The sequence below is a fragment of the Streptomyces violaceusniger Tu 4113 genome (assembly GCF_000147815.2).
Classification (GTDB): domain Bacteria; phylum Actinomycetota; class Actinomycetes; order Streptomycetales; family Streptomycetaceae; genus Streptomyces; species Streptomyces violaceusniger_A.
Window position 1 is genome coordinate 2,219,500 of the sequence record NC_015957.1, and the last position, 25,513, is coordinate 2,245,012.

A 25,513-nucleotide genomic window follows, 5' to 3' on the forward strand; every position below is an offset into this window, starting at 1 on the left:
CGGTCTACTGCCGTGTCAGCACCACCAGTTCCGCGTCGTGGTCGGCGCTCCACGTGAACGGCAGCCCGTAGTGGAGCAGATGGGCGCCGCTGTACGTGGTCGCCGACGCGGCGTCCCGGTAGCGGGCGGCCGGGTCGAGGCCGCGCAGCCGGAGCCGGGCCGGGCGCCCCGGGACGAGCGGGGATCCGTCCAGGCGGCCGGTGCCGAGCGCGGCGACGACGGTACGCGCGTCCGGGCCGTCGTACTGGACGCCGCAGGTGGCGTCCAGCGGGCTGCCCAGGAGCCGGGCCTCGCCGAGGTGGACGACATCGCGCACCTCCTTGTAGCGGGCGATCCAACAGGCGGCCTCCGCCCGCTGCCCGGCGTCCCACCGGCGCAGGTCGGCGCCGATGCCGAGGACGCCGCACATGGCGCCCACGAAGCGGAAGGCGAGGCTGCGCGGACGGGGGTCGAAGACGCCGGGGGCGTCGGTGACCCATGAGCTCATCAGATGCGGGGCATGGGCGTGCAGGAAGCCGTACTGGACGGCCAGCCGGTCCAGGGGCGCGGTGTTGTCGCTGGGCCAGACCACGTCGGTGCGGGCGAGGGTCGCGTGGTCGATGCGCCCGCCGCCGCCCGCGCACCCCTCGACGGTGACCCGGGGGTGGGCGGTGCGCAGATGGTCCAGGACGCGCAGATAGCCGGCGACGTGCTGGGCGTCCAGGTCGAGACGGTCGGCGGGACCGGCGCCGGGGCGGCCGCGCTCGGTCGGCGGCCGGTTCATGTCCCACTTGAGGTAGCTGATGTCATGGCCGGTCAGCAGCCGGTCGAGGGTGGCGATGACGAAGTCCTGGACGTCGGTCCGGCCCAGGTCGAGCAGGAGCTGGTGGCGCACCAGGCGGGCGGGACGGCCGTCGATCCGGTACACCCAGTCGGGGTGGTCGGCGTACAGCCTGCTGCCGGGGCTGACGGCCTCCGGCTCGATCCACAGGCCGAAGTCCAGGCCCAGCGCGCGTACGTCGGCCACGAACCGGTCGAAGCCGGACGGGAAGGCCGCCGGGTCCGGATACCAGTCGCCCAGCCCACCGGTGTCGTCGGCACGGCCGGTGAACCATCCGTCGTCCACGACGAACAGCTCGGCCCCGATGTCCGCCGCCGTCTTCGCCAGTTCGAGCTGCGCCGCCGCGTCGACGTCGAAGGTGGTGGCCTCCCAGGAGTTGTAGAGGACCTTGCGGGGGCGGTGCAGCCGCTCGCCGGTCAGATGACGTTCGTAGCGGTGCCAGACGCGGGACAGCCCGTCGAGCCCTTCGGCGCTGAAGGCGCAGGCGAGGCGCGGCGTGGTGAGGGTGTCGCCGGGTGTCAGGCGCACCAGCCCCTCGTGCGGTACGCGGCCGGCGCGTACGCGCACGGCGCCGCCCGGTTCGGCCTCCGCGGTGAGGTGCCAGTTGCCGGGCCACTCCAGGGCCACGCCATAGGCGGGAGGGTCCCCGGGTTCCGCGGCGTCCTGGACCGCGAGCCAGGGCGCGTAGGCGTGTCCGGGCACGCCCTGGCTGCTGCCCATGGTGAACGCGCCTCTGGTCAGGGTGAGTTGGGTGCGCTGGAATTCCTGCGACCACTGGCCGGTGAGGTACGTCAGCCGGGCACCGGCGGTGACGGGGACGTTCACGGCGGCCGAGTCGAACCGCTCCAGCCGCAGCTCCGCCTCGCCCGTGCAGGTGAGCTCGGTCCAGCGGTGGATCACGTCGGTGCCGGGCACCGTGGCGTAGCACAGGACCGTACGCAGGCCGAGCAGGCCGTCGGTGAAGGTGAGCCGCAGGGTCCCCGGCCCCTCCTCGGCGCCCTCGAACTCCCACCACACTCCCCGCTCCGCACCCGGGCGCCCCGCCACCAGGTCGGCCCCGGTGAACGGCCGCAGCCCGTACGGCAGATACTCGGCGGGCGCGGCATCGGCGGGCGTGATGAAGTGGGTGCGCCTCGACCAGTCCAGCGCGGACGGGCCGGTCTCGACGCCGGGCGGCCCCCACGCGTCGAGTTCGGCCCACGGGCCGTCGGGGGAGAGGCGGACGGTGTAGCAGGTCTGCTCGGTGCGCAGGGTCCAGCGCTGGTACGACGTCATTTCACCGCCCCGAGGTTGAGCCCGGCCACGAAGTGGCGCTGGAACCGGAGGAAGACGGCCACGGTGGGCGCCGCGGCGATGACGGACCCGGCCGCGATCACGTTCCACATCGACACGAACTGGCCCTGCAGCCCGATCAGGGCGCCGGTGATGGGCATCTTGCTGTCGCTGCGCAGCACGGTGATCGCCCACAGCAGATCGTTGAAGATCCAGGTGAAGGACAGCGCGCTGAGCGCGGCCAGCGCCGGGCGGGTGAGCGGCAGGATGATCCGCCAGAAGAGCTGCCAGGGACCGGCGCCGTCGATGACGGCGGCCTGCTGGATCTCGACCGGGATCGCCCGCATGAACCCGTGCAGGACGAAGACGTAGAAGCCGATGCCGAAGCCGATCTGCACCCCGATGAGCGCGGGGAGCGTGTCGTAGACGCCCATCAGCTCGCTCAGCTTGGAGACGGGAATGAGCAGGATCTGCGGCGGGAGCAGGTTGCCACCGAGCATGAGCAGCAACAGGGAACGGCGGAAGGGCACCTCGTAGCGGCTGAGCGCGAACGCGGCCATGGCGGCCAGGGTCAGCGTCACCAGCACGCACGGAACGGTGACGACCAGGCTGTTGATCAGGGCCCGCTGCTGGCCGCCGTCGACCCAGGCCTGACGGAAGTTGCCGAGGGTGAAGGAGCGGGGCCAACTGCCCAGGCCATGGACGGCGATGTCGTCGAAGGAGCGCAGGCTGGTCACCAGGACCAGGGCGATGGGCAGCAGCCACAGGACGGCCAGCGCACCGGCGCCCAGGTGGAATCCGGCGGTCGCGGCGCGCTTGCGGCGCACTGCGGTGGAGGTGGCGGACATCAGTCGGCCTCCCGGAAGGCGCGCACGAGGTAGGAGGCGATGACGCCGAAGGCCAGGACGAAGATGACGACCGCCAGCGCGGAGCCGTATCCCAGCCGCAGGGACTGGAAAGCGGTGGAGTACATGTAGGTGCTCAGCAGTTCGGACGAGTGGTAGGGACCGCCCCGGGTCAGCGACCACACGACGTCGAAGGAGCGCAGCGAGTCGATGATGATCACGGACAGGACGACGGCGTTGACGCCGCGCAACTGAGGCAGCGTCACATAGCGGAAGCGCTGCCAGGGCCCGGCGCCGTCGACCTTGGCCGCCTCGTACAGGGCCGGGTCGATGCCCTTGAGCCCGGCGAGGTACAGCACCATCACATAGCCGACCTGGCGCCACAGCGCGGGCACGATCACCGCGTACAGGGCGGTGTCCTGATCGGCGAGCCAGGCGTGGCGCAGGCTGTCGAGGCCGACCGACTCCAGGAGCTGGTTCAGGACGCCGTCGGGCTGGTAGATGGCCTGCCAGACGAGGGCGGTGGCGACCAGGGAGAACACGACCGGCAGGAACAGGGCGGCGCGGTAGAAACCGACGCCGCGGCGCTCCTGCTGGAGGAGGAGGGCCGCCCCGAGGCCGAGGAGCGCGGACAGTCCGCCGAACAGCACCAGCCACAGCACGGTGTCGACGGCGGCGGTGCGGAAGACCTCGTCGTGGGCCATCTCGCGGAAGTTGCCGAGGCCCACGAACTCGGGCGCCGAGACGCCGTCCCAGTTGGTCAGGGCGAGGTAGAAGCCCTGGAGCGCGGGCCAGAAGACCCAGACGGCCTCGGCGAGCAGCGGGACGAGCAGGAAGGCGAGCACCAGCGGGGGTGTGCGCCCAGGGCCCCGGGCCCGCCTGCCGCGGGGCGGCGGCGGGGCCGGGGAGGTGCGTTCGGGGGCGGTGAGGACGGCCACGTCAGGCCCGCCAGATCTTCTCGGCGTCACGCTGCCAGTCGGTGAGGATCGACCCGACGCTCTTCGGCTTGGCGATGAACTTGGTCAGCGCGGTATCCGTCGCGGGCTGCAGCGCGTCGCTGGAGTCGCGGTTGAAGAACTGGGTGATCTCGGCGGCCTCCTCGATGTGCTTACGGCCCTTCTTCACCAGCGGCGTCCCGGCGTCCTTGGCATCGGGGTGGCAGGGCAGGGCGGTGCCCGAGGAGCCCTTGATGTAGATCTCCTGCGCCTCGGCCGTGGCGAGGTAGCGCAGCAGGTCCAGGACCTCGTCCCGGCGTCCGGTGCGGGCGCTGGCGAAGTACCCGTCGGTGGGCGCCTCCTCGGCGAGCGGGACCTTGGGGTCGATGACCGGGAAGCGGAAGAAGTCGATGTCGTCGAGGGCGTTCTTCGGCACCGCGTCGGCGAAGAAGGTGCCGATGAGCATCATGCCGCTGCGGCCGTTGAGCAGAGCGGTCGTGGCGTCCTGGAAGGCCACGGCGGTGCCGTTGGGGTCGAAGTACGGCAGCACCTCCCGCCAGCGGTCGAAGACCTTGTGCACCTCGGGGTCGTCGAAGCGGTGCTTCCCGGCGAGGAGTTCGCGGTGGTAGGGGGCGCCGTTGATCCGTATGTTCAGGTAGTCGAACCAGGCGGACGCCACCCAGGTGGTGTTGCCGCCCGCGCCCAGGCCGATCGGGGCGACGCCCTTGGCCTTGAGCTTGTCGCACAGATCCAGGAAGTCGTCCCAGCTCTTCGGCTCGCGCACGCCCCACTTGGCGAAGTTGGACTTCCGGTAGAACATGCCCCACCAGTAGTAGGTGGTGGGGACGAAGACCTTCTTGCCGGAGGCCGCGGTGCACAGCTTGTTCAGCGCCGAGGAGTAGCGCTTGAGATCGGGCGAGGCCCATACGTCGCTGAGGTCGAGCAGCAGCTTCTTCTTGGCGTAGGCCTCCGCCACCGAGCCGGGGTACCAGGTGAGGACGTCCGGCGGATTGGCCGAGGTCAGATACGTCGGAAGCTGGGTGCGGAAGGTCTCCGCGGCGACCGTGTTGAGGCTCGCCCGCCCTGAGCCCTGCTTGGCGTAGGCGGCGGCGAGGTCCTCCATGGCCGCCTTCGCCTGCGGGGCGGACAGGTTGGACTGGAGGGTCACCGCGCCGCCCCCGGAGGAACCCTTGCCGGAGGAGCCGGCGGTGACACAGCCGCTGAGCAGCGCTGTGGTCCCGGCGGCGCCGAGGCCGGCGAGAAGCAGTCGTCGGCCGGGGTGTTGGTTCGTCATGGAGTGCTCCTTGTGGACCCACCCGGCGGGCCCGGCTGCTTGCTGCCCGCCGGGCCCCCGCTCGCGGCGGATCCAGGTTCGCGTGGCGCTCGCACCACGTCAAGATTAATACCTAATTTATTTGAATTGGGTTCGGTGCACCGAACCGTCGACCCCGCGGTACACGGCGTCGATCACACCGTCGCGGCCCGCGACCGCCCCGAGCGCACCGTCGAACGCGGCGCCGGGGAACTCCTGCCGCTTGCTCCACCCCTGCCAGCCGCCGTTCTCGTACCGCTGCTGCCAGAGCGTGTAGTCGCCGCCCCGCGCGAACAGCACCACCGCGTCGCCGACGGCGACCAGCGTCGGACTGCCGCTGACGGTCCCGCCGAGCGAACTCCACGCCGACCACTGCCCGGAGGCATCCCGCGACCGCGTCCACACCTCGTCGGCAGCGGTGCGCACGGCCAGATGAAGGCGGCCCTGCGCATCCACGACGGCCGACGGCCTGCCGTACGTCGGCCGATCGCCCGGCGCCCCGAGCGACGACCAGCCGGCCGACGGCCCCCGCTGCCCGATCCGCCCGTCGGCGCCGCGCGCGAACAGCGTCCAGTGGTCGGGATCGGCGAAGGCGACGGAGGGCGCGTCGGTCAGCTTCCCGCCGAGGTCCTGCCAGGCGCCCCAGCGTCCCTCCGAGAACACCCGCCGGTACGCCCGGGAGTCGGCACCCCGCACGAAGACGTCGATCCGCCCGCCCGCCGAGGCGTACGCGGCGGGCTGGCCGAGGATCTTCCCGTGCGCCGGGCCGCCGAGGTCGCGCGTCCTGCCATCCGACTGCTGGACGAGCGAGCCGCCGGGCCCCCGGAAGAACGTGGTCAGCGCGTCGCCGTCACGTACCACGGCCGGGCTCGCCGTGGCCTTCGCGCCCAGGTCGGCGCCGGGAAGGGCGTCCTCACCGGTGAGCCTGAGGAACGCGGTGCCATGCGCCGGTACCTCGACGGTGTACGACCCGGTGTGCGTCCCGCGGTCGGCACGCGTCCGCAGGTCACGGACCGCGACCGCGCCGCCCAGCGCCACATCGGAGAAGTTCACGGTGCGCTCGACGGGCCGGTCCGAGCGGTTGAGCAGGACGACCGCACGCCGGCCGTGACCCGAGAGGACCTTGCTGTAGACATCGCCGACGGAGTCGGTGGCCACCCGCACGCCCTGGACGGCCAGCGGGTCCTGGTCGACGGCGATGATCTCCGGGTTGCGCAGCGTCCGGAGCATCGAGTCGGAAAGGGTGCGCGGGTCGGAGCCCAGCACGAGCGGCGAACCCATCTCCGCCCACATCACGAACTGCGTGGTGGACTCCTCCTCCGTCAGCTCGTACGACCCGTCGGTCATGCGGCGCATCGGGATCAGATAGTCCGGGTCGTTGTAGTGGCCGGGCCCCTGGGCCTCGGGGTGCCAGGCGTTGGCGTCCATGTTGCGCAGCACATTGGGCCACTGGCCGGGGCTCGGAGTGCCCCAGGCGATATCGGTGCCGGTGCGCCAGGAGTCCCCGGTCGTCGGGGCGTAGGCGTAGGTGTTGTGCGCGTCCTGCTCGGGGGTGTGCGGCAGGCCCCAGTCGTCGGTGAGCGGGTTGCACAGGTTCAGCAGCATCCGGCGTCCGGACGTCGCGACCGCGTCGCTGAACTCCTTGAACGCCGGGCCCGGGTCGAGCTTCTCGCCGATGCCGCACAGGAAGTCGACCTTGATCGCGTCGATCTTCCAGTGGGCGAACTGCCGTGCGTCCTCGGTGTAGTGGCCACGGCTGCCGAGGCCGCAGCTCTTGCCACCGTCGTAGGTGCCCGCGTCGGTGTAGATCCCGGCCCGCAGACCGCGTTGATGCAGGTAGGAGACGAGGGCCGGGATACCGGAGGGGAACCGCTCCGGGTGGGCCGCCAACCGTCCCCGCGCGTCCCGGGGGTCATCGGCCTGCCAGCCGCCGTCCAGCCACACGATGTCGTATCCGCTGTCGCGCAGGCCGCTGCTGACCAGCCGGTCGGCGACCGCGCGCACCTCTTTCTCGGTGGGCGCCCCCAGCCCGTAGTAGGTGTTCCACCCCATATGGGGCGTCGGGGCAAGCCCGCTGTCGTAGTAGTCGGGCGCCCCCTGGTCCACGGCGGGGGCGGCCAAGGCCATGGGAGCCGCGGTCGTGGCCAGGACCAGGGCGATCGCGGTCGCGACGGCGCCGCGGGTGAGCGTTCGGTGGCGGGGTCTGTGCGCGGGCGGGTGTGAAGACACGTGCCTCTCCGAAGGGTTGGGAAGCAGGAGGAGACATGACGCGGCCGCCCTGGGACGGGCGTCGACGGCGTCACGGCGAAGACTGTGGCCCGCGGCCGAAACCCTGTCAAGAATTATTCCTAATTTATTCAAACAGCCCTCCGGTGAGCATCGGCCTTCTGGGAGCCGCTGCCGTACCCGAAGTGAAGCCATCCACAGCTTCTATCGCAGACCTTCGAAACATAAATGCTGTTGAGGGAAGACCTTGAGGGCCCTGATCGCTGCAACCCACGACACCTTCTCGCCCAAGGCGAGCGAGGAGGCTCACACGAGGCGAAGGAGAGGCTCATGGCACAGGCGTTCATCACGGGCGGTTCGGGGTTCATCGGCCAGGTGCTGGTACGCCGGCTCCTCGACGAGGGGCATACGGTTCGTGTTCTGGTCAGAAGCGAGGCGTCGGCCGCGAAGGTGTCCGCGCTCGGCGCGGAGCCTGTGCACGGCGAGTTGACCGCCCCGGCCACGTGGCGGAACCAGGTGACGGGCAGCGACGTGGTGTTCCACCTCGCTGCCGAGACGGATATCACCGCTGACCGTGCGCGTCATGAACTTGTGTCGGTCCGCGGCACCCAGGCGGCCGTCGAGGCGGCCCGCTTCGCGCGGGTTCCTCGGTTCGTCCACTGCGGGAGCGAGGCGGCCCTCCTGGCCGGCGACCCGCTCGTTGACGTGGATGAAACCGCGCCGCTGCGACCGGACTCACAAGCCGCCTACTGCGCGACAAAGGCCGCCGCCGAGAAGATCGTGCTCGACGCGAACGCCCCCGGCTTCGCCACGGTGTCGATCCGCCCCCGGTTCGTCTGGGGGCCCGGCAGCATCCTCATCGAGGGCCTGGTGGCCGCGGCGAGGGCGGGACAGTTCGCCTGGATCGACGGAGGCCGGCACACGACCGACGTCACCTTTGTCGACAACGCCGTCGACGGACTCATCCTCGGATGGCAGCGCGGCCGGCCGGGCCAGGCGTACTTCGTCACCGATCAGCACCGTGTCATCCTGCGCGAGTTCATGGAGACGCTGTTCGGGATCTATGGCGTCGATACGCCGATCCCCGACCTGGACGCCGAGACCGCCGCCCACGAGGTCCCCGTTCCCGCCCGGTGGTTCCTCGGACAGTCGTGCACTCTGCGGACGGACAAGGCCGTGGCCGAACTCGATTACCAGCCCCTGGTTTCCCATGCCACCGGTCTGGACGCCGTCGAGAACTCGGTGGCCGCCGACGGCGCGTGAAACTGCGGGCGTAGGGCGGCGCCTTCACCCATCGAATGGGTGAAGGCCGGCCCCATACGCATCGACGGTCAGGTACGCGTTCCTGTCGACTCGCCGATCAACTCGAGCAATACCGCGTTTTGGGCTTGATAGTGGTGATCGGCGGGGTGCTCGGCAAACGCCGAGAAGGCCACAAAGGAGGGGTCGGAAACGGTATCCGCCGCGTAGGCGCCGCGCGCCGCGGCCACGGCCGCGGCGTACGCGACGGCTCCTGCGGCGGCGGCTGTGTGCGCGGCGGCGATGCCTGCCGCGACATCGTGCACCGTCGCGTACGCGGCCGTAAGGGCGCCGGCCGCCTTGATGGCATCCGCGGCAACGTGGGCAGCGTACGCGGCCGCTGCTGCGGCGGCTGTCCAGCTTGCCGCGTCCCCGTTCGCTGCACAGGACGCGGCGATCGCGGCAGCCGTGGCGCGTCCGGTGTCGGCACCGGCGACTGCCCCGGAGGCAACTGCTCGCCAGAGTCCGCTGCCGCGGTTCGCGAGCTCAACGCCGACAGTGCCGTTCGGCGCGCGCTCATCCTTGCGGTCGGTACGTTCACGTTCGGCCATGTCATGGCCGAGTTGTCCGGCGGGATTCGGCGCCGCGCCACGGCCGCGGTGAACACCGCCCGCCGCGACGCCACCACTGCGTTCGTCCAGACCCAGATCGACGCCGGCGAGCTGCCCCACCTCGCCGACACGGGTTTCAGCGAGTTGCTGTACAACGACGACCCCCGAGGCGAGCTTCGAGCTCGGCCTCGACTGGCTGCTGGCCGGCGCCGCCGCGTCGCTGGGGGAGTAGGCCCCTGTAGGCCCCTGCTACGCGGAGCGGAAGTCGGTGGACAGGGCCCACTCGCGCCACTGGTCCAGTTCCTTGGCGACGAAGCCGAGCTTGCCCTCGACCAGAGACACGCAGTCGCTGCCCAACTGCAGTCGGAGCGGGGGTTCCGGCTCGGTGGCCAGTCGCAGGATGGCGGCGGCGGCCTTGGCGGGATCCCCGGGCTGGTTGCCGTCGCCGGCGTCCACCGCGGTCAGGAACGTGCCGACCGCATCGGCGTAGGCCGGAAGGGGGCCGCTTGCCCGGCGCATGCTGCGCGCAGAGCGGAACTCGGTACGAAACGCCCCGGGTTCGACGACGGTCGTGTGGATGCCCCAGGGGGCCAGCTCGTCGCGCAGCGCCTCGCTGATCGCCTCGACGGCGAACTTGGAGGCACCGTACAGGCCCCGGCCCAGACCGGCGGCGAACCCGGCGCTCGAACCGATGTTGACGATACGGCCGGCCGACTGCGCGCGCAGTGTCGGCAGCACGGCGCGTGTGACGTTGAGCAGGCCGAAAACGTTGGTGTCGAACAGCCCCCGCGCCTCGGCGTCGGAGATCTCCTCGACGGCGCCGAACAGCCCGTAACCGGCGTTGTTGACCAGCACGTCGATCCTGCCGAAACGCTCGATGCCCGCGGCGGCGGCCGCGGCGGCCTGCTCCTGGTCGGTGACGTCGAGCGGTACGGCCAGTAGCGAGTCGGCTGCCCCGGGCAGGGCCTCGACGACCGCTTGCGGATCGCGGGCGGCCGCGACCACTTGGTCCCCATGGGCGAGCGCGGCGGCGGTCAGCTCCCGGCCGAAGCCACGCGAGGCACCGGTGATAAACCAAACAGACATGAATGCTCCCAAAAGGTGGAATTCTCGGGTGAGGTTCTCTCGGAGCGGACCTCGTTCGGCCTCGCTCAACCCTGCAAAGACGGCCCTCGCGGGCCCGCGTCACCGGTCCGGGTGGACTGCCGGATCGCCGGCGAATGTGGCGGCATAGCTGCCCAGCAGCGCCAGGGCATGTTCCGCGGGGCTGTCCGGATCGGCGTGATAGACCACCAGGTGCTGCCCGGGGGCGTCGGCGACGGACAGGTTCTCGAAGCGCAGCGACAGCTCACCGACGACCGGGTGGTCGAAGTGCTTGGTCCGGGCCCTCTTGGCCCTGACCTCGTGGCGGCCCCACAGCCGGGCGAAGTCGGGGCTCGCGACCGACAGTTCCTCCACCAGTTCGGCCAGCCGGGCGTCCTCGGGATCGGTGCCGGCCGCGCGCAGCGCCGCCACACATCCCTCGGCGATCCTCGCCCAGTCCCGGTAGAAGGTACGGGCCTGCGGCTTGAGGAAGATGGCACGCAGCAGGTTGGTCTCCTCCTCCAGCCAGCAGAACAGCGCCTCGCCGAGCGCGTTGACCGCGAGGAGATCCATATAGCGCCCGTAGACCAGCGCCGGCGTACCGGGCCAGGCATCCATCAGCCCGACCAGGCCAGGAGACGCGTACTCCTGCGGACAGGCCCGCCGGGAGCGGCGCGAGGTGCCCGGGGCGGCCAGCCGGCGCAGATACGCCGCCGCCTCGTCCTCCAACCGCAACGCACCGGCCAACGCCTCGATGACCTGGAGTGACGGATGCCGGTCCCGTCCCTGTTCCAACCGGACGTAGTAGTCCGTGCTGACCCCTGCCAGCATGGCGACCTCTTCACGCCGTAGGCCGGGGGTACGACGCGTCCCGGCCGGCATCCCGTGGTCCTCCGGCCGCACCAGCGCCCGACGAGCCCGCAGATACTCCCCCAGCCGGGGAGCGATCCCGCGCTCCGCCATCACGTCACCCCCTTCGAAGAGGTCTCGCCGTCATGCCCTGACCCTCCCCAGGCTAGGCGGCGCACTCATCGTCTGGGTGGCCCCGCCACTCCCACCCTCGCCCGGGCTTTGACCTGCGTATTTGTTATGCCTCCCCCTTACGGGGTCGATGGCACCCACTCGACACGTACGGCCGCCGCACAAGTCATCCTGTGCGGCGGCCGTCGTCGATGGTGGGTCTACTTGTCGTCGATGCGTCCGATCGGGTCGGCGGCCTCCGCGACCTCGGTCTGCACCTGCTTCCAATCCCTGTCGTCGATCCCGAGAGCGCTGCGGAGGTAGGCCCACGAAGCCTTCTGGATCAGAGCGACGCGCTCGGGGCTCTCGTCCGTGGTGTCCTTGGCGCCGTAAGCCTGGATCCCGCCGAGCGAGTGCTCGGCCCCGAACAGGGTGAGCAGGCTCTGGGCCCCGGGGCTGTACCTGTACACGTCGGTGAACCAGTCGGGGCCGCGAGTCGAGAGGAGGGACTGGTCGTGGTCGCCCGCGATCACGAGAGCCGGGGTGGTCAGGCGGTCGAAGTCAGGGCTCATGAAGGAGAAGTTCTCGGCGGCGAACGGCGTCAAGGCGTCGCCGCCGATGCCGGTCGTAGCGAGCAGCACGCCCGCCTTCACCCGAGTATCGGTCTTGTCGGGACCGGGCTGCCCGTCCGCGCCGACAACGCGCGCGCCGAGCAGCATGCTGACGGTCTGTCCGCCCCAGGAGTGTCCCGCGACGGCGATGCGGTCGCTGTCGACGCGGTCACCGAGGCCGGGGACCGCGGCGACGATGCGGTCGAGTTCGTCGAGTACGCGCTCGACGTCCTGGACCCGGATGCGCCAGATGTCGGAGTACCGCGGGTCGGCGGGAGTGATGCCGAGGGTCAGCGAATCGAGGAATGTGGGCTGGAGCACGACGAAGCCGTTGGCGGCCCAGAAGTCGACCAGCGGGTCGTACGAGGACATCGACAGGCCGAAGCCATGGGCGAGGACGACGACCGCCAGGTCGCTGCCCGAGACAGGAGCTGACACCCGCACCCGCAGGTCGTCGCCGCGCTCTGGTGCGGGCAGGACGACCGGCTTGACGCTGATGATCGCAGTGGTCGATACGGGAACGGCGCGCGGGGCGGCCGTGTCGGGTGCGGGCATGTGGAGCTGCCTTTCGGTTGCGATGAGCGCCGTGTCCATGGGGGAATACATGCGTCGCCGGCGCAGGTCCGACGACATGAGCCACCGGATACGCGGTTAAGCGGAGCGACGTTCCGAATATACGGAGCGGTGTTCCGGTTGGCAAGCGCGGTCGTAGGACAGGAGCGCCCCGTGAGTGAAGGCGACAAGCCGTTGTCGACCACCCCGAGCTCCGCCAAGCGCGCGGACGCCCGGCGGAACGAGAGGGCTCTGCTCGATGCCGCGGCGGCGGTGTTCGTCACGGACGGAGTGGACGCGCCGGTACGCCGGATCGCCGCCGCGGCGGGCGTCGGCATGGGCACGATCTACCGGCACTTCCCCACGCGCGCGGATCTCGTCGTGGCCGTGTATCGGCACCAGGTCGACACCTGTGCCGAAGCCGGGCCCACCCTGCTTGCGGCGGCGACGTCACCGTTCGCCGCGCTGCGCCAATGGGTGGAGCTCTTCGTGGATTTCCTGGCGACCAAGCACGGGCTCGCCGCCGCCATGCGCAACGACCCCGAGGGCTTCACCGCCCTGCACGCGCTGTTCATCGAGCGCCTCGTGCCGGCTCTCGCCGACATCCTCAGCGCCGCCCGGGACGCGGGCGAGGTCACGGCCGACATCTCCCCCTACCAGTTGATCCGCGCGATCGGCGACATCTGCGCGGGCGGAGAGAGGGTCGATCCGAAGTACGACGCGCGCCTCACCATTCGGCTGCTGCTCGACGGATGCCGGAGGTAGCGGCCGGGTCACCGCGGTCCGGAGGGGAGGGTCTTCCGCTGCCGGCGCGAGCACCGGCAGCGGGTCCGGCCGGTCTTCCCGGCCGCCGGTCAGGGCTGGATGTTCTCCAGGTCCTCCAGAAGGGACGGGTGCTTCGGCTCCCAGCCGAGCTCCTGTCGGGTGTGGGTGCTGGACGAGGGCTGGTCGGTCGCGAAGATCGGGCCGAGCGGGCCGTAGGTCTGCGATGACACCGACTTGACCGGCATGTCCAGCCGTCGGCCGATGACCGCGGCGATATCACGCACCGAGTCGCCCTCGTCGGCCACGGCGTGCCAGGAGCTACCGGCCGGCGCCCGCTCCAGGGCGAGCCGGAAGAGGACCGCCGTGTCGAGTGCGTGCACGGCCGGCCAACGCTGTGCGCCGTCTCCTGGGTAACCGGATACACCGGTCCGGCGTGCGATGTCGGTCAGCAAACCGGCGAACCCGCCGGTGCCCTGGTTGTGGACCGTGCGCGGCAGGCGTACGGCCGTGCTCCGGACCCCATGCGAGGCCAGGCCCAGGGCTGCCGTGACCGCGCGACCGCGACCACCGACCGGCCCATCGGTCATCGGGGGGTCGGTCTCGGCGGAGACGCGGCCCGGCACATAGGGCGTACCCGAGACGGTGACGAAGGGCCGGTCGCTGCCGACGAGCTCCTCGCCGAGGGCCGCGATGGCGGCACTCTCCTCGGCGACCGCCTGCGCCAGGGCGTCGGGGCTGCTGAAGTCGTTGGCGAAGGCGAGGTGGATCACCCCGTCGGCCTGCGCCGCGCCGGTGCGAAGGATGTCCAGGTCGGCGAGAGCTCCTCGGAGCGGCTCGGCGCCGGCCGCCTCGGCGGCCAGTGCGGACGCGTCGGAGCGGGCGAGCGCGAGGACGGTATGGCCGCTGCCGAGCAGCTCGGCGACGACGGCGGACCCGATCAGGCCGGTGCCGCCGGTGACAAAGACGCGCATGGAAATTCTCCCGCGAGTGATGGGACTCTTGTCCCATCACTATAGCCGAGTGATGGGACAAGAGTCCCATCGCCTATGATGTGCCCATGGGCAGGTGGGAACCAGGGGCGCGCGAACGCCTCGTCGTGGCCGCGGTCGACCTGTTCACCGAGCAGGGGTACGACGCCACGACGGTCGCGCAGATCGCCGAGCGCGCCGGGGTCACCAAAAGCACGTTCTTCCGGCACTTCCCCGATAAGCGCGAGCTGCTGGTGGCCGGACAGGAGACGCTGAGTCGGCTGCTGGCCGAGGGGATCGCCGAGGCGCCCGACGGCGCCAGCCCGCTGGAGGCGGTCGGTGCCGGTCTCGAGCGCGCCTCGACCGCGATGGGCCCCACCAATCGGGACTTCGCCCCTCGTCTGAAGGCGGCTGTCGCCTCCAGCACCGAGCTTCAAGAGCGTGACGCCCTCAAAAGCGTCAGCCTGGCGGCCGCGATGACAACCGCTCTGGTCGCCCGCGGCGTACCCGATCCGACCGCGGCTCTCGCGGGCGAGCTGGGCCTTCTCGCCTTCAAGCGGGGGTACGCCGAATGGTCAGAGGGCGACCGTGACGGCAAGGACGAGCTCGCCGGGTACGCCCTGGCGGCCCTGGACGAACTGCGTGCGGCGAGCGCGTCGCTGGGCTGACCGGACGGACAGCCTCACGGTGTTTGTCCTGCCCGCCATCCCGGCCTGGTGGACGGAAGCCTGGCAGGCCGGGATGGCGTCACGCGCCGGATGTACGGCAGCGGCGGGCGCAGGCGCACTCAGCCGGGAAGGCTGACGCCGAGCGAGAAGCCGTAGTTCCCCACGCCATGGCGGCCCAGGCCCATCATCAGCAGGCCCGCTCCCTCCAGCCACTGCGCCATCTTCAGGTCGCCGGTGTCCAGGGGGCGTAGTCCGATGCTCTCGATGAACGCTGCCAGGCTCGCCTTGGCCTGCGCGTCGTCGCCGGCCATGAACACGTCCAGCGGGCGGTCCTCGGCCAGGACATGGCCGAAGACGGTGTTGAACGCCTTGACGACCTGGGCGCTCGCGGGGGCGGCCTCGGCGATCTGCTGCGCGAGGGAGGTGCCGTCGGGGGTGACCAGCCCGGTGGCAGTGGGGTTGAAAGGGTTGGTGATGTCGACGATGACCTTGTCGGCCAGTGCGCCCCCGTAGCGGCTGACGACCGGCGCGGCGCTGGTGGCGGGCACGGCGAGGATCACGATGTCTCCGGCCGGGGCGGCGCCGATCTTCCCCGCGGTGGCGCCGCGGCCGAGCGCGCCGACCACGTCGGCGGTCTTGACCGCGTCGCGGCCGATGAGCTCGACGGCGTTGCCGCCATCGAGCGCGCGGGCGCCGAGAACGCGGGCCATGTGGCCCAGGCCGATGATGCTGATGTCGCTCATGGTGAGTGCTCTTTTCCTTGCTGCTGTTGGGTACTTGTGCCGCTTCCAACAGCCAGGGCGGTGCGGGTCCTTCCCGTCGGATCATCGATAAAAATGCGCGTTGCCATAGATTTTTCTCATGCCGGAGGAGGGCGATTACATCGAGGTCATTCATGCTTTAGCCCCCTGCGATAAGATTGATATATGGCTACCCTTCGGGCGTTGGAGTGCCTTGTCGCGGTCGCGGACTCCGGATCGATCACGCAGGCCGCCCTGCTGCTGCATTCGTCGCAGCCCGCTGTCTCTCACCAGATCGCCTCCCTGGAACGCGAGGCCGGAACGATCCTGCTTCGACGCGAACCCCGGGGGGTCAAGCTCACTCCCGCGGGGCGTGCCGCCGTCGCGGATGCCAGACGGGCGATCGAGGCGGCCACCTCCGCGGTGCGGTCGGCACGTGCGGCGGGACAGGCGGCCGGAGGAGTGCTGCGGCTGGTCAGCGCGCAGAGCCTCAGCGTGGCGCTGCTCGCCCCGGTCATTCGCCAGTGGGACCGCCGCTACCCGGACGTGGCGATCACCCTGCGCGAGTCCACGTCGATGGACGAGGCACTCGGCCTCGTCGACTCCGACGAAGCCGATGTCGCCCTGTTGCCCACTCCCTCGTCCGACCGCTTCACGATCACTGCCGTCGCCGAGGAAGAGATCGTGCTGGCGACGCCCAGCAGCCACCCGCTGGCCCGGCAACCGGCCGTACGCCTTGAGGATCTTGAAGGGGCGCCGCTCGTTCACTTCGCACCGGACAACGGCCTCAGCGCCTGGCTCGACCAGTCCTTCGCCCGCGCCGGAGTCCGCCTGGAGACGGTGATGAGGACATCGGTGACCACCGCCGCACCACAGCTCGCGGCCGCCGGTCTGGGAATCGCCGTATGCCCCGTGAGCGCGGTCAGCGACGGCTTTCCGGGCGCCGTGCGGCCGTTCTCGCCGCGGTGGGTCAGGCAGTTGGTGGCGGTGACGTCCGGAGAACCGGATCCGCTCGTCGCACGATTCATCGGCAATCTGCGCAGTCACGGCGTGCGTGTGCCTCGCGGCGTGCGGACTCAGCTCGTGGAGGGTGGCGCGCCGGCTAGGACGCCAGGGCCGTCTTCCTGACCATCGCGGCGCGACCAACCCCAGCAGGCGAGTTCATCTCCGGCTCATCTTCGACAGGAAAGTCCCACGGCTGCCGCCGCACCTCCTCCCGACGTGCTTCCTCGCAGGTCAGGCAGGGTGCGGCGGCAGAGGCGGCCTCAGATGTCGCGGAGGAGACCAGCGAGCGCGGTGACCTGCTGCGATGGACCGTTGTAGGTGGCTGACCTGCGCACATTGTCTTTCAGTTGTTTCGCGCTGGTACCCGTTGATGCAGCCGGAAGTCCCAGAAGAGTCCCAGGGAACTCCCGGCGCCGACAGACACTCTTTCGGCTCTTGGTAGCGGGTGCGGGTGCGGGTGCGGGTGCGGGTGCCGGTGCGGTGCGGGCTGGTGCATGCCCGGGCGGCTGCGCCGTCGTTCCCTTGCGCGAGCCGGGCCGCTTCGCGGAAGGCCGACCCGTCGGGCCGGCCTTCCCGACCGGCCGGCTCAGGCAGCGGCGAGTTGCGGTTCCCGGACGCTCAGTCGCCCGCTACGGGCGAGCGCCGTGACGGATGCCGCGCACGTCAGTCCCGTGGCGGTCAGAACACACCAGACCACCCAGAGAGCGGCGTGGTCCTCGGCGAAATCCCAGAGGGCTCCGGTAGCGAGGTTGCCGAGGGTGATCCCGAGGCCGGAGACGGTGTTGTACAGGCCGTAGTGCGTGGCGACGAGGCGGTTGCCGGAGAGCGTGACGACGGTGTCCATCTCGAAGGGGTAGACCACGGCACTGCCGGCCGCGAGCAGCGCCACCGCTGCCACGAGGGAGGTAAGTACTGCGACGGTGCCTCCAGATGATGAGAGGGTCAGGGGCAGGAAGGCGAGCCCCATCGCGGTCAGCCCGCGGACCAGTGCCTGGGCGGGGGTCCAGCGCTTCTTCGCCCAGCCGGTGAGCCTGAGCTGTCCGACGATGGCGACTGCCGCCGAGACGACGAACAGCCCGCTGGTGACCCAAGTCCCTCTGGTGCCCAGCGCGTTGCTCGCGGCCAGAGGCAGGGCCAGGTAGACCTGGAAGGTCAGAACGTAGGAACCGATCATCGCGGTGGCGAAGAGGAGGAAGGGCCGGTTGGCCACCACAGTGCGCCATTGGGCCAGCACGTTGTCCGGCGCGGAGTCGGTGGTGGCGCTGCCGCGGGCGGGCAGTGACCGTGCCTGCAGGACGGTCAGGACGGCGAAGATCGCGGCGGCGACCGTGCACACGAGGCGGAAGTCGGCGGCCAGCAGGGCCAGTCCGACGACCGGGCCGAGCAGCATGCCGGACTGGTAGTAGACGTTGAAGGTGGCGAACGCGTCCACACGTCGCTCACCGACCTCGGAGGCGAGGTAGGCGCGGACGGCCGGGTTGAACAGGGCCCCCGCCAAACCGGTGGCCGCGGAGGCGGCGATCAGTGCGGGGAGGTTGTCGATCCAGCCAAGCAGGCCGAAGCCCACGGTGCGCAGCAGGCATCCGGCCATGATCGGGGCCTTGTAGCCGAAGCGATCGGCGATGGTGCCCCCGATGAGGAACATGCCCTGCTGGGAGAAGTTGCGCACGCCCAGGACGAGCCCGACCGCCCAGGCCGCCAGGCCGAGTCCGTCGGCGAGGTGGGCGGCCAGGTAGGGCATGAGCATGTAGAAGGCGAGGTTGATGGCGAACTGGTTGGCCATCAACAGCTGCGCGGTGCGCGGGAAGGAGCGGGTCTGCCGCCACAGGGCCTTCATCCTGCGGCTCCTGCCAGGCCAGCGGTGTCGGTGTCGGATCGGTGGGCTGGGGTGAGGGGGTCGGTGACGTGGGTGCAGCGCGTCCAGCGGGTCACGATCCTGTCGCCGGAGTGGGCGATTTCGTCCGGGTCGTCGGGGGGCAGGTGGCCCAGCAGGCCGTGGTCGCGGCAGTACGTGTCGTCGAAGACGGTGCCGACATACCTCTGCGGGCCGTCGGGGAAGACCGCGACGATGCGGTCCTCGGCGGGCAGGGTGCGGGCCAGCCAGCGGGCGACGAGCGCGACGGCGCCGACGCTCCAGCCGCCGGTGGCGTAGTGGTCGCGGGCCAGGCGGCGGCAGGCCCACACCGCTTCGGGGGCGGCGACCCAGTGGACCTCGTCGAAGAGGTCGTAGGCGACGTTGCGGGGGTAGATGCTGCTGCCCAGCCCGCGCATCAGGCGGTTCGCCGGGGGCTGGCCGAAGATCGTCGAGCCGGTGGTGTCCACGCCGACCACTCGCAGGCGGCGGAAGAAGCCACGCAGGACGGAGGCGATCCCTGCGGAGTGGCCGCCGGTGCCGACGGAGACGACCAGGGTGTCGATGCGTCCGAGCTGGGCGACGAGTTCGTGGGCCAGCGGGGCGTAGGCGGCCACATTGTCGGGGTTGTTGTACTGGTCCGGGCACCAGGCATCCGGGTGCGCGGCGAGGAGCTCCTCGACCCGTTGGCGGCGGGATTCCTGCCAGCCCCCGGTGGGATGCGGTGTGTCGACCAGGTCCACCTCGGCGCCGTACGCCGTGAGCAGGCCGGTCATCAGGGGTTCCATGCCGGGGTCGGTGACGACGGTGACCGGGTGGCCGTAGGTCGAGCCGGCCAGGGTCAGGCCGAGGCCGAGAGTGCCGGAGGTGGACTCGATGATGGGGGCGTCGGGCAGCAGTTGCCCGCGCTCGCGGGCCGCGCGGACCATGTGCAGGGCCGTGCGGTCCTTGATGCCACCGGGGTTGTGGCCTTCGAGCTTGGTCCAGAAGCCGCGTCCGGCGGCGGTGAAGGGGGTTCCGATCCACAGGATGGGGGTGTCGCCGACCAGTCCGGCCGGGGTGTGCAGGGGGCGCTTGGTATCGGCCAGCAGTTGGGCCGGTGAGGTGCGGCTTGCTGTGGGGGTTGTCCGGTTCATGGCGTGCTTCTCCCGCGGTCGGCGGTGTCAGGGGATGCCGGCCGTTGAGTGGTGGAAGGAGGTGGACAGATCGGGAGCCGTCACGCCCCGGGGCATGCGGGTGCCGTCCGAGGCTGCGGCTCAGGGGGCCGATCAGGTCCGCCACACGCCCAGTCGCGCACGCTCCTGTTGGACGGAGATGGGTGGGGAAGTCGCGTACCGCGATGGTTGGTCACCCGCGGGACCGGGCAGCGAGTCGGCCCGTTCGGCCGGAAGCAGAAGGTGGGCCGCTGTGGTGAACGTGATGTCACGCGGCGGCTGGGTTGTTGGCTGGTCCAGGTTCCGGCAATGCGATCCGCCGCCCTGGGTGGGGTCCAGGTCTCTGACAGTCGACGAGTCGCCGTCCGACGCCGCCGACTGTCCGCAGGACGCACTGGAGACGGCGACGATGGCATCCGCGCGGACGCTGCCCGCAGGGGCGGGACCGTGGGCGCAGGCCAGCACGTGCACGAGTACGGCCAGGAGCACCATGAGCGCCGCCCCGGACCATGGCACGGGGCGGCGCTCATGGCGTGCCGACCAAACCCTCATCATGACAAACAGTAATCGATCATGCACATAAAGTGCTCGTGAGGTGAAGGGTCCGGATTGCGGCCGGGTGGGCCTCAGCGCCTGCCGAGGCTCACCTGTGGCCGTGCCGAGCAAGGGGGAGCGGGGGCGCTGCATGTCACCGGTCACCGCAACAGGTGAATTGGTCGGTAGATGGGTCCATTCGAAGTGCGCGGGACCTTCCGCGCGGGTTTTCTGGCAGAAAGCGCGAGGAGATCAGATGCGGCAGACGACCAGCCCCGCCAGGCTCGCGGCGTGCCGCAGCCTGGGCGCCGTCGTTCTGCTCGCCTTCTTCGCGCTGCTGCACGCGACCTCAGCCCAGGGCCCTCACACCTGGCCGCCCTCGGACGGCTGCCGGCAGCGTGCCGCCGTCGTGAGGGAGCACACGTGTGATCTGACGCCGGCCGCCGTAGCGACCGGCCTGGGTGCCGACGAGCATCACGACGGGGACGCCTCGCAGTCCTGCGACGCCTCCGCCCCCGGACCGCGGCAGTCCGCCTATGTGTCCCCGGCGCACACGGTGGCCGGCACGGCTGCCGACACCGGGGCGGGCGGATCGGTGCACGGCGGGATGTCCGGTGCGGCGCGCTCCGTCGCCCCCGTCTCCCCATCGGCTGCCGTGTCCTTGGCGGCCGCCGAGGCGTCCGGTCCCGTCGCGGCGGTGGGGGAGGAGGTGGCCGTACTGGGCGCCGCGCTCTCGGTCGCCGTCGGGCCCGGGCCGACCGGCTCGGCGCCCGGGGCCGCGGCCTTCAGCTCCAGGAGCGCGGCGGGCTGCTCGGGCTCCATGCCGGCGAAGGCGCCGACGGCGTCAGCCGTTCCCGTCGGCGGGAGCGGTTTCTCGGCCGGGCTGGAACAAACGCGGGGCAGCGTGGCAGCCACGGTGTTACTCCAGCGGATACGCGGCGGAGAGCGAATCGGCCCCAAGGTGGACAGGTAGGTACACCCCAGGGTGGATACAGGCGCCTGGGCCAGAGGCGGCGACCTTAACCCCGGCCCGACGAACCCGCACCCCAAAGAAGGCGCGTCCCTCGGGTTACGTCGCGCTTGGGCAGGAAGCCTGCACAGATGCACGCCGTACTGCACGCACTGTCGATCGCCGGGTCCATGACCTGGGAGATCACCTGGGCCCTGATCCTGGGCTTCGCCCTGTCCGCCGTCGTCCAGGCCGTGGTCCGCAAATCCACCATCGTCGCCCTGCTCGGTGACGACCGGCCCCGCACCCTCGCCGTCGCCGCGGGGCTGGGAGCCGCCTCCTCGTCCTGCTCGTACGCGGCGGTCGCGCTGGCCCGCTCGCTGTTCCGTAAGGGCGCGAACTTCACCGCCGCGATGGCCTTCGAGATCGCCTCCACCAACCTCGTCGTCGAACTCGGCGTGATCCTGGCCCTGCTGATGGGGTGGCAGTTCACCGCCGCCGAGTTTATCGGCGGCCCCATCATGATCATCATGCTGGCCGTCCTGTTCCGGCTGTTCCTGCGCGACAAACTGGTGCGCCAGGCACGGGAGCAGGCAGAACGGGGCCTGGCCGGCTCGATGGAGGGCCACGCAACGATGGACATGTCCGTCCACCGGGAAGGCTCCTTCACCCGGCGCCTGTTCTCCCGGGAAGGCTTGACCTCGACCGCGCACGTCTTCGTCATGGAGTGGGCGGCGATCCTGCGAGACCTGGTGGTCGGCCTGCTCATCGCCGGTGCCATCGCCGCCTGGGTACCCGACTCGTTCTGGCGCACCTTCTTCTTCGACAGCCACCCACTCGCGTCCAAGCTGTGGGGCCCGCTCGTCGGCCCGCTGGTGGCCATCGCCTCGTTCGTCTGTTCCATCGGCAACGTGCCGCTCGCGGTAGTGCTGTGGAAGGGAGGCATCAGCTTCGGCGGCGTCGTGGCGTTCATCTTCGCCGACCTGCTGATCCTGCCGATCCTCAACATCTACCGGAAGTACTACGGCGCCAAGACGGCCGCCTTCCTCCTCGGCACCTTCTACCTCGCGATGGTCATCGCCGGATATATCGTCGAGTTCGCCTTCGACGGCCTCGGCCTGATCCCGGACCAGACCGATGCGAAAATCCCCATGGAAGGCATCAGCTGGAACTACACCACCTGGCTCAACATCGCCTTCCTCACCCTGGCCGCAGCCCTCCTCGTGCGCTTCGTGCGGACCGGCGGGCTGTCCATGCTCCGCATGATGGGTGGCTCACCCGACACCGGTCACGACCACCCAGGCCACACGCAGCACCCGCACGAAACGGGTGACGCCCACGGCGGGCACCACCACTGAAGAGGAAGAGGCGGCCTCCACCCGCGGGGGAGGCATCCGCCCGGGGCCGATCCGCGAGACACCGCGGACACGCCGAGCTCTCCTCGGTGCCGGCCCCGCGGGCGGACCGCATCGGCGAACTCACCGCGAGCGGGTCGTCCGAGTCGACCGGCGCGATCGCGCAGCCGGGCTGGTTGGTGGGCAGCGGTCGTGGAGGGCAAGTCGGCAGTGGCGGTGAGGGCGTACGGGCAGTACGCCGCCAGCTCGTCGGGCGGGAGGCCGCCCCGCACCTCCCCGTCGGCCAGCAGGCCCGTGAACAGTTCGGTGAGCCGCTGCTGCGCCGGGGCGATGTGGTCGCCGCGGTACAGCAGGGCGGACAGCTCGGTGGAGCCGGTGCGCCGACGGTGGTGGGAGAATGATCGCCTGCTCCAGCTCGCCGCATCTTCGCACCGCGGCCGCCTCCGTCTGTGAACCCTGAGCGGCATCGTACTTCCCCTTTCGGTGAATGCCATGAGCGGGAGCCCGATAGTGCTCCAGACGATGACCCCGATATCCGCTCTGGCAGGCGTGGCCTGGGGATTCTTCGCCTATGGGACGGAGCGAGTGGCGACGACTCGGCCTGCGGGATTCAGTGGCGCACGATGCTGAACCGGCTGCACGGGTACTCGCCCGGTCCCTGCACTTTCCGTCAGCCAGAGCAGGAGGTTTCCGATCATGAAGGCAGCCCGTTCCCTCCCCCTTCGCGCCGCGCTGGTGGCTGCTACAGCGGCGGCCGCGCTTCTCGTGTCCGCCTTCGGCGGCTACCACACCACCGGGGCCACTGCCACTCTCGGCGCCACTGCATCCGCCGAAGTGGAAACCCACGCCGACAAACACAATCAGGCCGACGTCACGTTCGCCCAGACGATGATCCTGCACCACCGCCAGGCGATCGCGATGGCGGAAATGGCCCGGACACGCGCCTCCTCCAGTGATGTCAAGGCCCTCGCGGTGAAGATCAAGAAGGAGCAGGCACCAGAGATCCGGACCATGGCCGGCTGGCTGAATGCCTGGGGTGAAAAGGTCCCACGAGGCAGGTACGCCATGCGCCACGGCCATCCCTCGGGCATGGCAGGCATGATGAACAAGAAGGAGATGCACGCACTGAACCGCGCCTCCGGCAAGTCCTTCGACACCATGTTCCTGACCATGATGATCAAGCACCACGAAGGCGCGGTCCAGATGGCCAAAGCCGAGAAAAAGCACGGTTCCTACGGTCCGGCCAAGGCACTCGCCAACCGCATCGTCATCACCCAGACCGCTGAAATCGCCCAGATGCGGAAGATGCTCCGGACGAGCTGACCCCGAGCCGCCGGGGCCGCTGATCGCCCCCACTGCGTGGCCTCTGGACGAGCCCGCCCTCCGGCGGACCCGTCCCTGCGGGCAGACGGGCGCGGTCAGGATTGGTAGGCCACCAGGGCCATCATCCCCGCCTCGCCGTGGTAGGCGTTGTGGCAGTGCAACAGCCATTGGCCGGGGTTGTCCGCGTCGAAGACGACGGACACCTTCTTCTTGGGCAGCACGATGGTGGTGTCCTTGCGCGGCCCGGTGCTGCCGAGTTGGTAGGTGTGGCCATGGAGATGCATGGGATGCCACATGTCGGTGGTGTTGACGAAGTCCAGCCGCACCCGCTGGCCCGCCTCGACATGCAGCGGACTCGCATCCGGGTTGTTCATGTCGAACCTCTTACCGTTGATGGCCCAGTTGTACTTGTCCATACCGCCGGTCAGGTCGATGCGGTGGACCCGGTCCGTCTTCTTCGGCGACAGCCGCACATCATCGGCGGCGCGCAGTTGGGACGCGCTCGTGATCAGGCCGTCCAGTTCCTTGGGCCGGACGGTCGGGGACGGCTTGCTGCCCGAGCCAGTGCGGATCAGCGCCATGGCGCTCGCCTTCTTGCCCTCGGCCAGCGCGACCAGGGGGAAGACACCGTCATCGAGGGTGACCAGGACGTCGTAGCGCTCCCCCATGCCGATCAGCAGCGCGTCAGTCTGATGGCGCTCGACGGGGTACCCGTCCGTGTGGGTGACGGTCAGCTTGTGACCGCCCAGCGCCACCCGGTACGCGGTGTCCGAGCCCGCGTTGACGATCCGCAGCCGTACGCGCTTGCCCGGCTTGCCAGTGTAGACGTCCGGGTCCTGCGGAACCCTTCCGTTGATCAGGTGGTAGGGGTACTTCACATCCCCCGCGTCGCCACCGAGGAGTTCACTGTCGGCGCCCATGAGCATGAACTTCATCGACATACCGCCGGTGGAGTCCGAGGGAGACGGCGACGGGCTCATGTCCATGCCGCCCATATCGTGGCCACCCGAGCTTTCAGGGCCGGGGCTGCTGCCGCCCATACCGCCCATACCGCCGTGGTCCATCCCGCCCATACCCTGCTTGAGCTCCGCGAATGCCTCGTCCGGGGTGCCGGTGACGCCATCGAGCCAGTCGTCGAGGACGACGACCCACTCATCGTCGTAGGACAACGGTTCCTTCGGGTCCTCGACGATCAGCGGGGCGTGCAGGCCGCGGTCGAGTTGGACGCCGACGTGGGGGTGGAAGAAGTACGTGCCGGGTGCGTCGGCGATGAAGCGGTAGGCGAAGGCCGATCCGGCGCGGACCGCCTGTTGGGTGGCCGGGGGGACGCCGTCCATGTCGTTGCGCAGGGCGAGGCCGTGCCAGTGAATGGATGTGATGGTCTTGCCCGGCAGCTGATTGTTCAGCTCGGCGGCCAAGATATCCCCGGCCGTAAGGCGGATCTCCTTACCCGGGGCCTGCCCGTCGAAGGCCCAGGTCCTGGCCATGACCCCGCCGCCCAGGTCGAGCCTGACGGGTGTGGCGGTCAGGCTTCGCTTCATCACCTTGCCAGTGGACGAGCGCTTCTTCTCCACGCGAGTGACCGCTGAACCAGAGGGACTGACCAGGCCGGGGGTACCGGCGGAGCCGGAGGCGTTGTTGCAGGCGGCGAGCGCACCGGTACCGGCCGCCCCCAGGCCGGCCAGCAGGATGGATCGGCGATTGATGCTGTTCACAGAGGTGGTGTCCTTGTCT

22 protein-coding genes are annotated in these 25,513 nt (G+C 70.3%); 8 read left to right on the forward strand and 14 right to left on the reverse strand.

Annotated features, from left to right (window positions below; all coding sequences use genetic code 11):
- Window positions 1–4 precede the first annotated feature (4 nt).
- From STRVI_RS09780 to STRVI_RS09800, 5 genes are all read right to left on the reverse strand, one after another.
- Window positions 5–2,095 carry an alpha-galactosidase gene (locus tag STRVI_RS09780; protein ID WP_014055476.1) on the reverse strand — a complete coding sequence of 697 codons (2,091 nt, stop codon included), beginning with the start codon at window positions 2,093–2,095 and terminating at the stop codon, window positions 5–7.
- Window positions 2,092–2,940, reverse strand: coding sequence for a carbohydrate ABC transporter permease (locus STRVI_RS09785; RefSeq protein WP_014055477.1), 849 nt, complete (start codon window positions 2,938–2,940; stop codon window positions 2,092–2,094). The genes STRVI_RS09780 and STRVI_RS09785 overlap by 4 nt, the downstream gene beginning before the upstream one ends.
- A complete protein-coding gene (locus tag STRVI_RS09790) occupies window positions 2,940–3,875 on the reverse strand; it encodes a carbohydrate ABC transporter permease (RefSeq protein WP_014055478.1) in 936 nt (311 codons plus the stop codon). The genes STRVI_RS09785 and STRVI_RS09790 overlap by 1 nt, the downstream gene beginning before the upstream one ends.
- A 1-nt stretch (window position 3,876) precedes the next feature.
- Window positions 3,877–5,166, reverse strand: coding sequence for an ABC transporter substrate-binding protein (locus STRVI_RS09795; protein ID WP_014055479.1), 1,290 nt, complete (start codon window positions 5,164–5,166; stop codon window positions 3,877–3,879).
- A 117-nt stretch (window positions 5,167–5,283) separates the two neighbouring features.
- Window positions 5,284–7,311 carry a glycoside hydrolase family 27 protein gene (locus tag STRVI_RS09800; RefSeq protein WP_106685857.1) on the reverse strand — a complete coding sequence of 676 codons (2,028 nt, stop codon included), beginning with the start codon at window positions 7,309–7,311 and terminating at the stop codon, window positions 5,284–5,286.
- 429 nt (window positions 7,312–7,740) lie between these two features.
- On the opposite strand from STRVI_RS09800, the gene STRVI_RS09805 reads away from it, so the two are divergent.
- The gene (locus STRVI_RS09805; RefSeq protein WP_014055481.1) at window positions 7,741–8,673 is read left to right on the forward strand and encodes an NAD-dependent epimerase/dehydratase family protein; all 933 of its coding nucleotides are present in this window, start codon (window positions 7,741–7,743) and stop codon (window positions 8,671–8,673) included.
- Window positions 8,674–8,741: 68 nt separating this feature from the next.
- Here the strand turns inward: STRVI_RS09805 and STRVI_RS09810 are convergent, their stop codons facing one another.
- The 4 genes from STRVI_RS09810 to STRVI_RS09825 form a co-directional block, all read right to left on the reverse strand.
- Complete coding sequence (locus tag STRVI_RS09810) at window positions 8,742–9,380, reverse strand: hypothetical protein (protein WP_043235675.1); 639 nt, start codon at window positions 9,378–9,380, stop codon at window positions 8,742–8,744.
- 129 nt (window positions 9,381–9,509) lie between these two features.
- The gene (locus STRVI_RS09815) at window positions 9,510–10,346 is read right to left on the reverse strand and encodes an oxidoreductase (RefSeq protein ID WP_014055483.1); all 837 of its coding nucleotides are present in this window, start codon (window positions 10,344–10,346) and stop codon (window positions 9,510–9,512) included.
- 99 nt (window positions 10,347–10,445) lie between these two features.
- Window positions 10,446–11,306 carry a helix-turn-helix domain-containing protein gene (locus tag STRVI_RS09820; protein WP_014055484.1) on the reverse strand — a complete coding sequence of 287 codons (861 nt, stop codon included), beginning with the start codon at window positions 11,304–11,306 and terminating at the stop codon, window positions 10,446–10,448.
- 218 nt (window positions 11,307–11,524) lie between these two features.
- Complete coding sequence (locus STRVI_RS09825; RefSeq protein WP_043238333.1) at window positions 11,525–12,469, reverse strand: alpha/beta hydrolase family protein; 945 nt, start codon at window positions 12,467–12,469, stop codon at window positions 11,525–11,527.
- Between the two features lie 171 nt (window positions 12,470–12,640).
- Here STRVI_RS09825 and STRVI_RS09830 point away from each other — a divergent pair, with 171 nt between their 5' ends.
- A complete protein-coding gene (locus tag STRVI_RS09830) occupies window positions 12,641–13,231 on the forward strand; it encodes a TetR/AcrR family transcriptional regulator (protein ID WP_014055486.1) in 591 nt (196 codons plus the stop codon).
- An 89-nt stretch (window positions 13,232–13,320) separates the two neighbouring features.
- Here the strand turns inward: STRVI_RS09830 and STRVI_RS09835 are convergent, their stop codons facing one another.
- Window positions 13,321–14,202, reverse strand: coding sequence for an SDR family oxidoreductase (locus STRVI_RS09835; protein WP_014055487.1), 882 nt, complete (start codon window positions 14,200–14,202; stop codon window positions 13,321–13,323).
- Between the two features lie 86 nt (window positions 14,203–14,288).
- On the opposite strand from STRVI_RS09835, the gene STRVI_RS09840 reads away from it, so the two are divergent.
- Window positions 14,289–14,867: a TetR/AcrR family transcriptional regulator gene (locus tag STRVI_RS09840; RefSeq protein ID WP_014055488.1), complete on the forward strand. Its 579-nt coding sequence runs from the start codon at window positions 14,289–14,291 to the stop codon at window positions 14,865–14,867.
- A 119-nt stretch (window positions 14,868–14,986) separates the two neighbouring features.
- Here STRVI_RS09840 and STRVI_RS09845 read toward each other — a convergent pair whose 3' ends face one another.
- The gene (locus STRVI_RS09845; protein ID WP_014055489.1) at window positions 14,987–15,610 is read right to left on the reverse strand and encodes an NADPH-dependent F420 reductase; all 624 of its coding nucleotides are present in this window, start codon (window positions 15,608–15,610) and stop codon (window positions 14,987–14,989) included.
- Window positions 15,611–15,793: 183 nt separating this feature from the next.
- Here STRVI_RS09845 and STRVI_RS09850 point away from each other — a divergent pair, with 183 nt between their 5' ends.
- Window positions 15,794–16,735 carry a LysR family transcriptional regulator gene (locus tag STRVI_RS09850; RefSeq protein ID WP_014055490.1) on the forward strand — a complete coding sequence of 314 codons (942 nt, stop codon included), beginning with the start codon at window positions 15,794–15,796 and terminating at the stop codon, window positions 16,733–16,735.
- 463 nt (window positions 16,736–17,198) lie between these two features.
- Here the strand turns inward: STRVI_RS09850 and STRVI_RS09855 are convergent, their stop codons facing one another.
- Entirely contained in the window at window positions 17,199–18,449 is a 1,251-nt protein-coding gene (locus STRVI_RS09855) for an MFS transporter (RefSeq protein WP_014055491.1), read from the reverse strand.
- Complete coding sequence (locus tag STRVI_RS09860; protein WP_014055492.1) at window positions 18,446–19,600, reverse strand: PLP-dependent cysteine synthase family protein; 1,155 nt, start codon at window positions 19,598–19,600, stop codon at window positions 18,446–18,448. The genes STRVI_RS09855 and STRVI_RS09860 overlap by 4 nt, the downstream gene beginning before the upstream one ends.
- A gap of 808 nt (window positions 19,601–20,408) precedes the next feature.
- Between STRVI_RS09860 and STRVI_RS09870 the strand changes: the two genes are divergently transcribed.
- From STRVI_RS09870 to STRVI_RS09885, 4 genes are all read left to right on the forward strand, one after another.
- On the forward strand, window positions 20,409–21,125 hold the full coding sequence (locus tag STRVI_RS09870; protein WP_014055494.1) for a hypothetical protein: 717 nt from the start codon (window positions 20,409–20,411) through the stop codon (window positions 21,123–21,125).
- Window positions 21,126–21,253: 128 nt separating this feature from the next.
- Window positions 21,254–22,459: a permease gene (locus STRVI_RS09875; RefSeq protein WP_014055495.1), complete on the forward strand. Its 1,206-nt coding sequence runs from the start codon at window positions 21,254–21,256 to the stop codon at window positions 22,457–22,459.
- 86 nt (window positions 22,460–22,545) lie between these two features.
- On the forward strand, window positions 22,546–22,857 hold the full coding sequence (locus tag STRVI_RS09880) for a hypothetical protein (protein WP_043235676.1): 312 nt from the start codon (window positions 22,546–22,548) through the stop codon (window positions 22,855–22,857).
- A 295-nt stretch (window positions 22,858–23,152) separates the two neighbouring features.
- Window positions 23,153–23,779, forward strand: a complete 627-nt coding sequence (locus STRVI_RS09885; protein WP_014055496.1) for a DUF305 domain-containing protein — start codon at window positions 23,153–23,155, stop codon at window positions 23,777–23,779.
- Between the two features lie 95 nt (window positions 23,780–23,874).
- Here STRVI_RS09885 and STRVI_RS09890 read toward each other — a convergent pair whose 3' ends face one another.
- Window positions 23,875–25,494, reverse strand: a complete 1,620-nt coding sequence (locus STRVI_RS09890; RefSeq protein ID WP_014055497.1) for a multicopper oxidase family protein — start codon at window positions 25,492–25,494, stop codon at window positions 23,875–23,877.
- Window positions 25,495–25,513 lie beyond the last annotated feature (19 nt).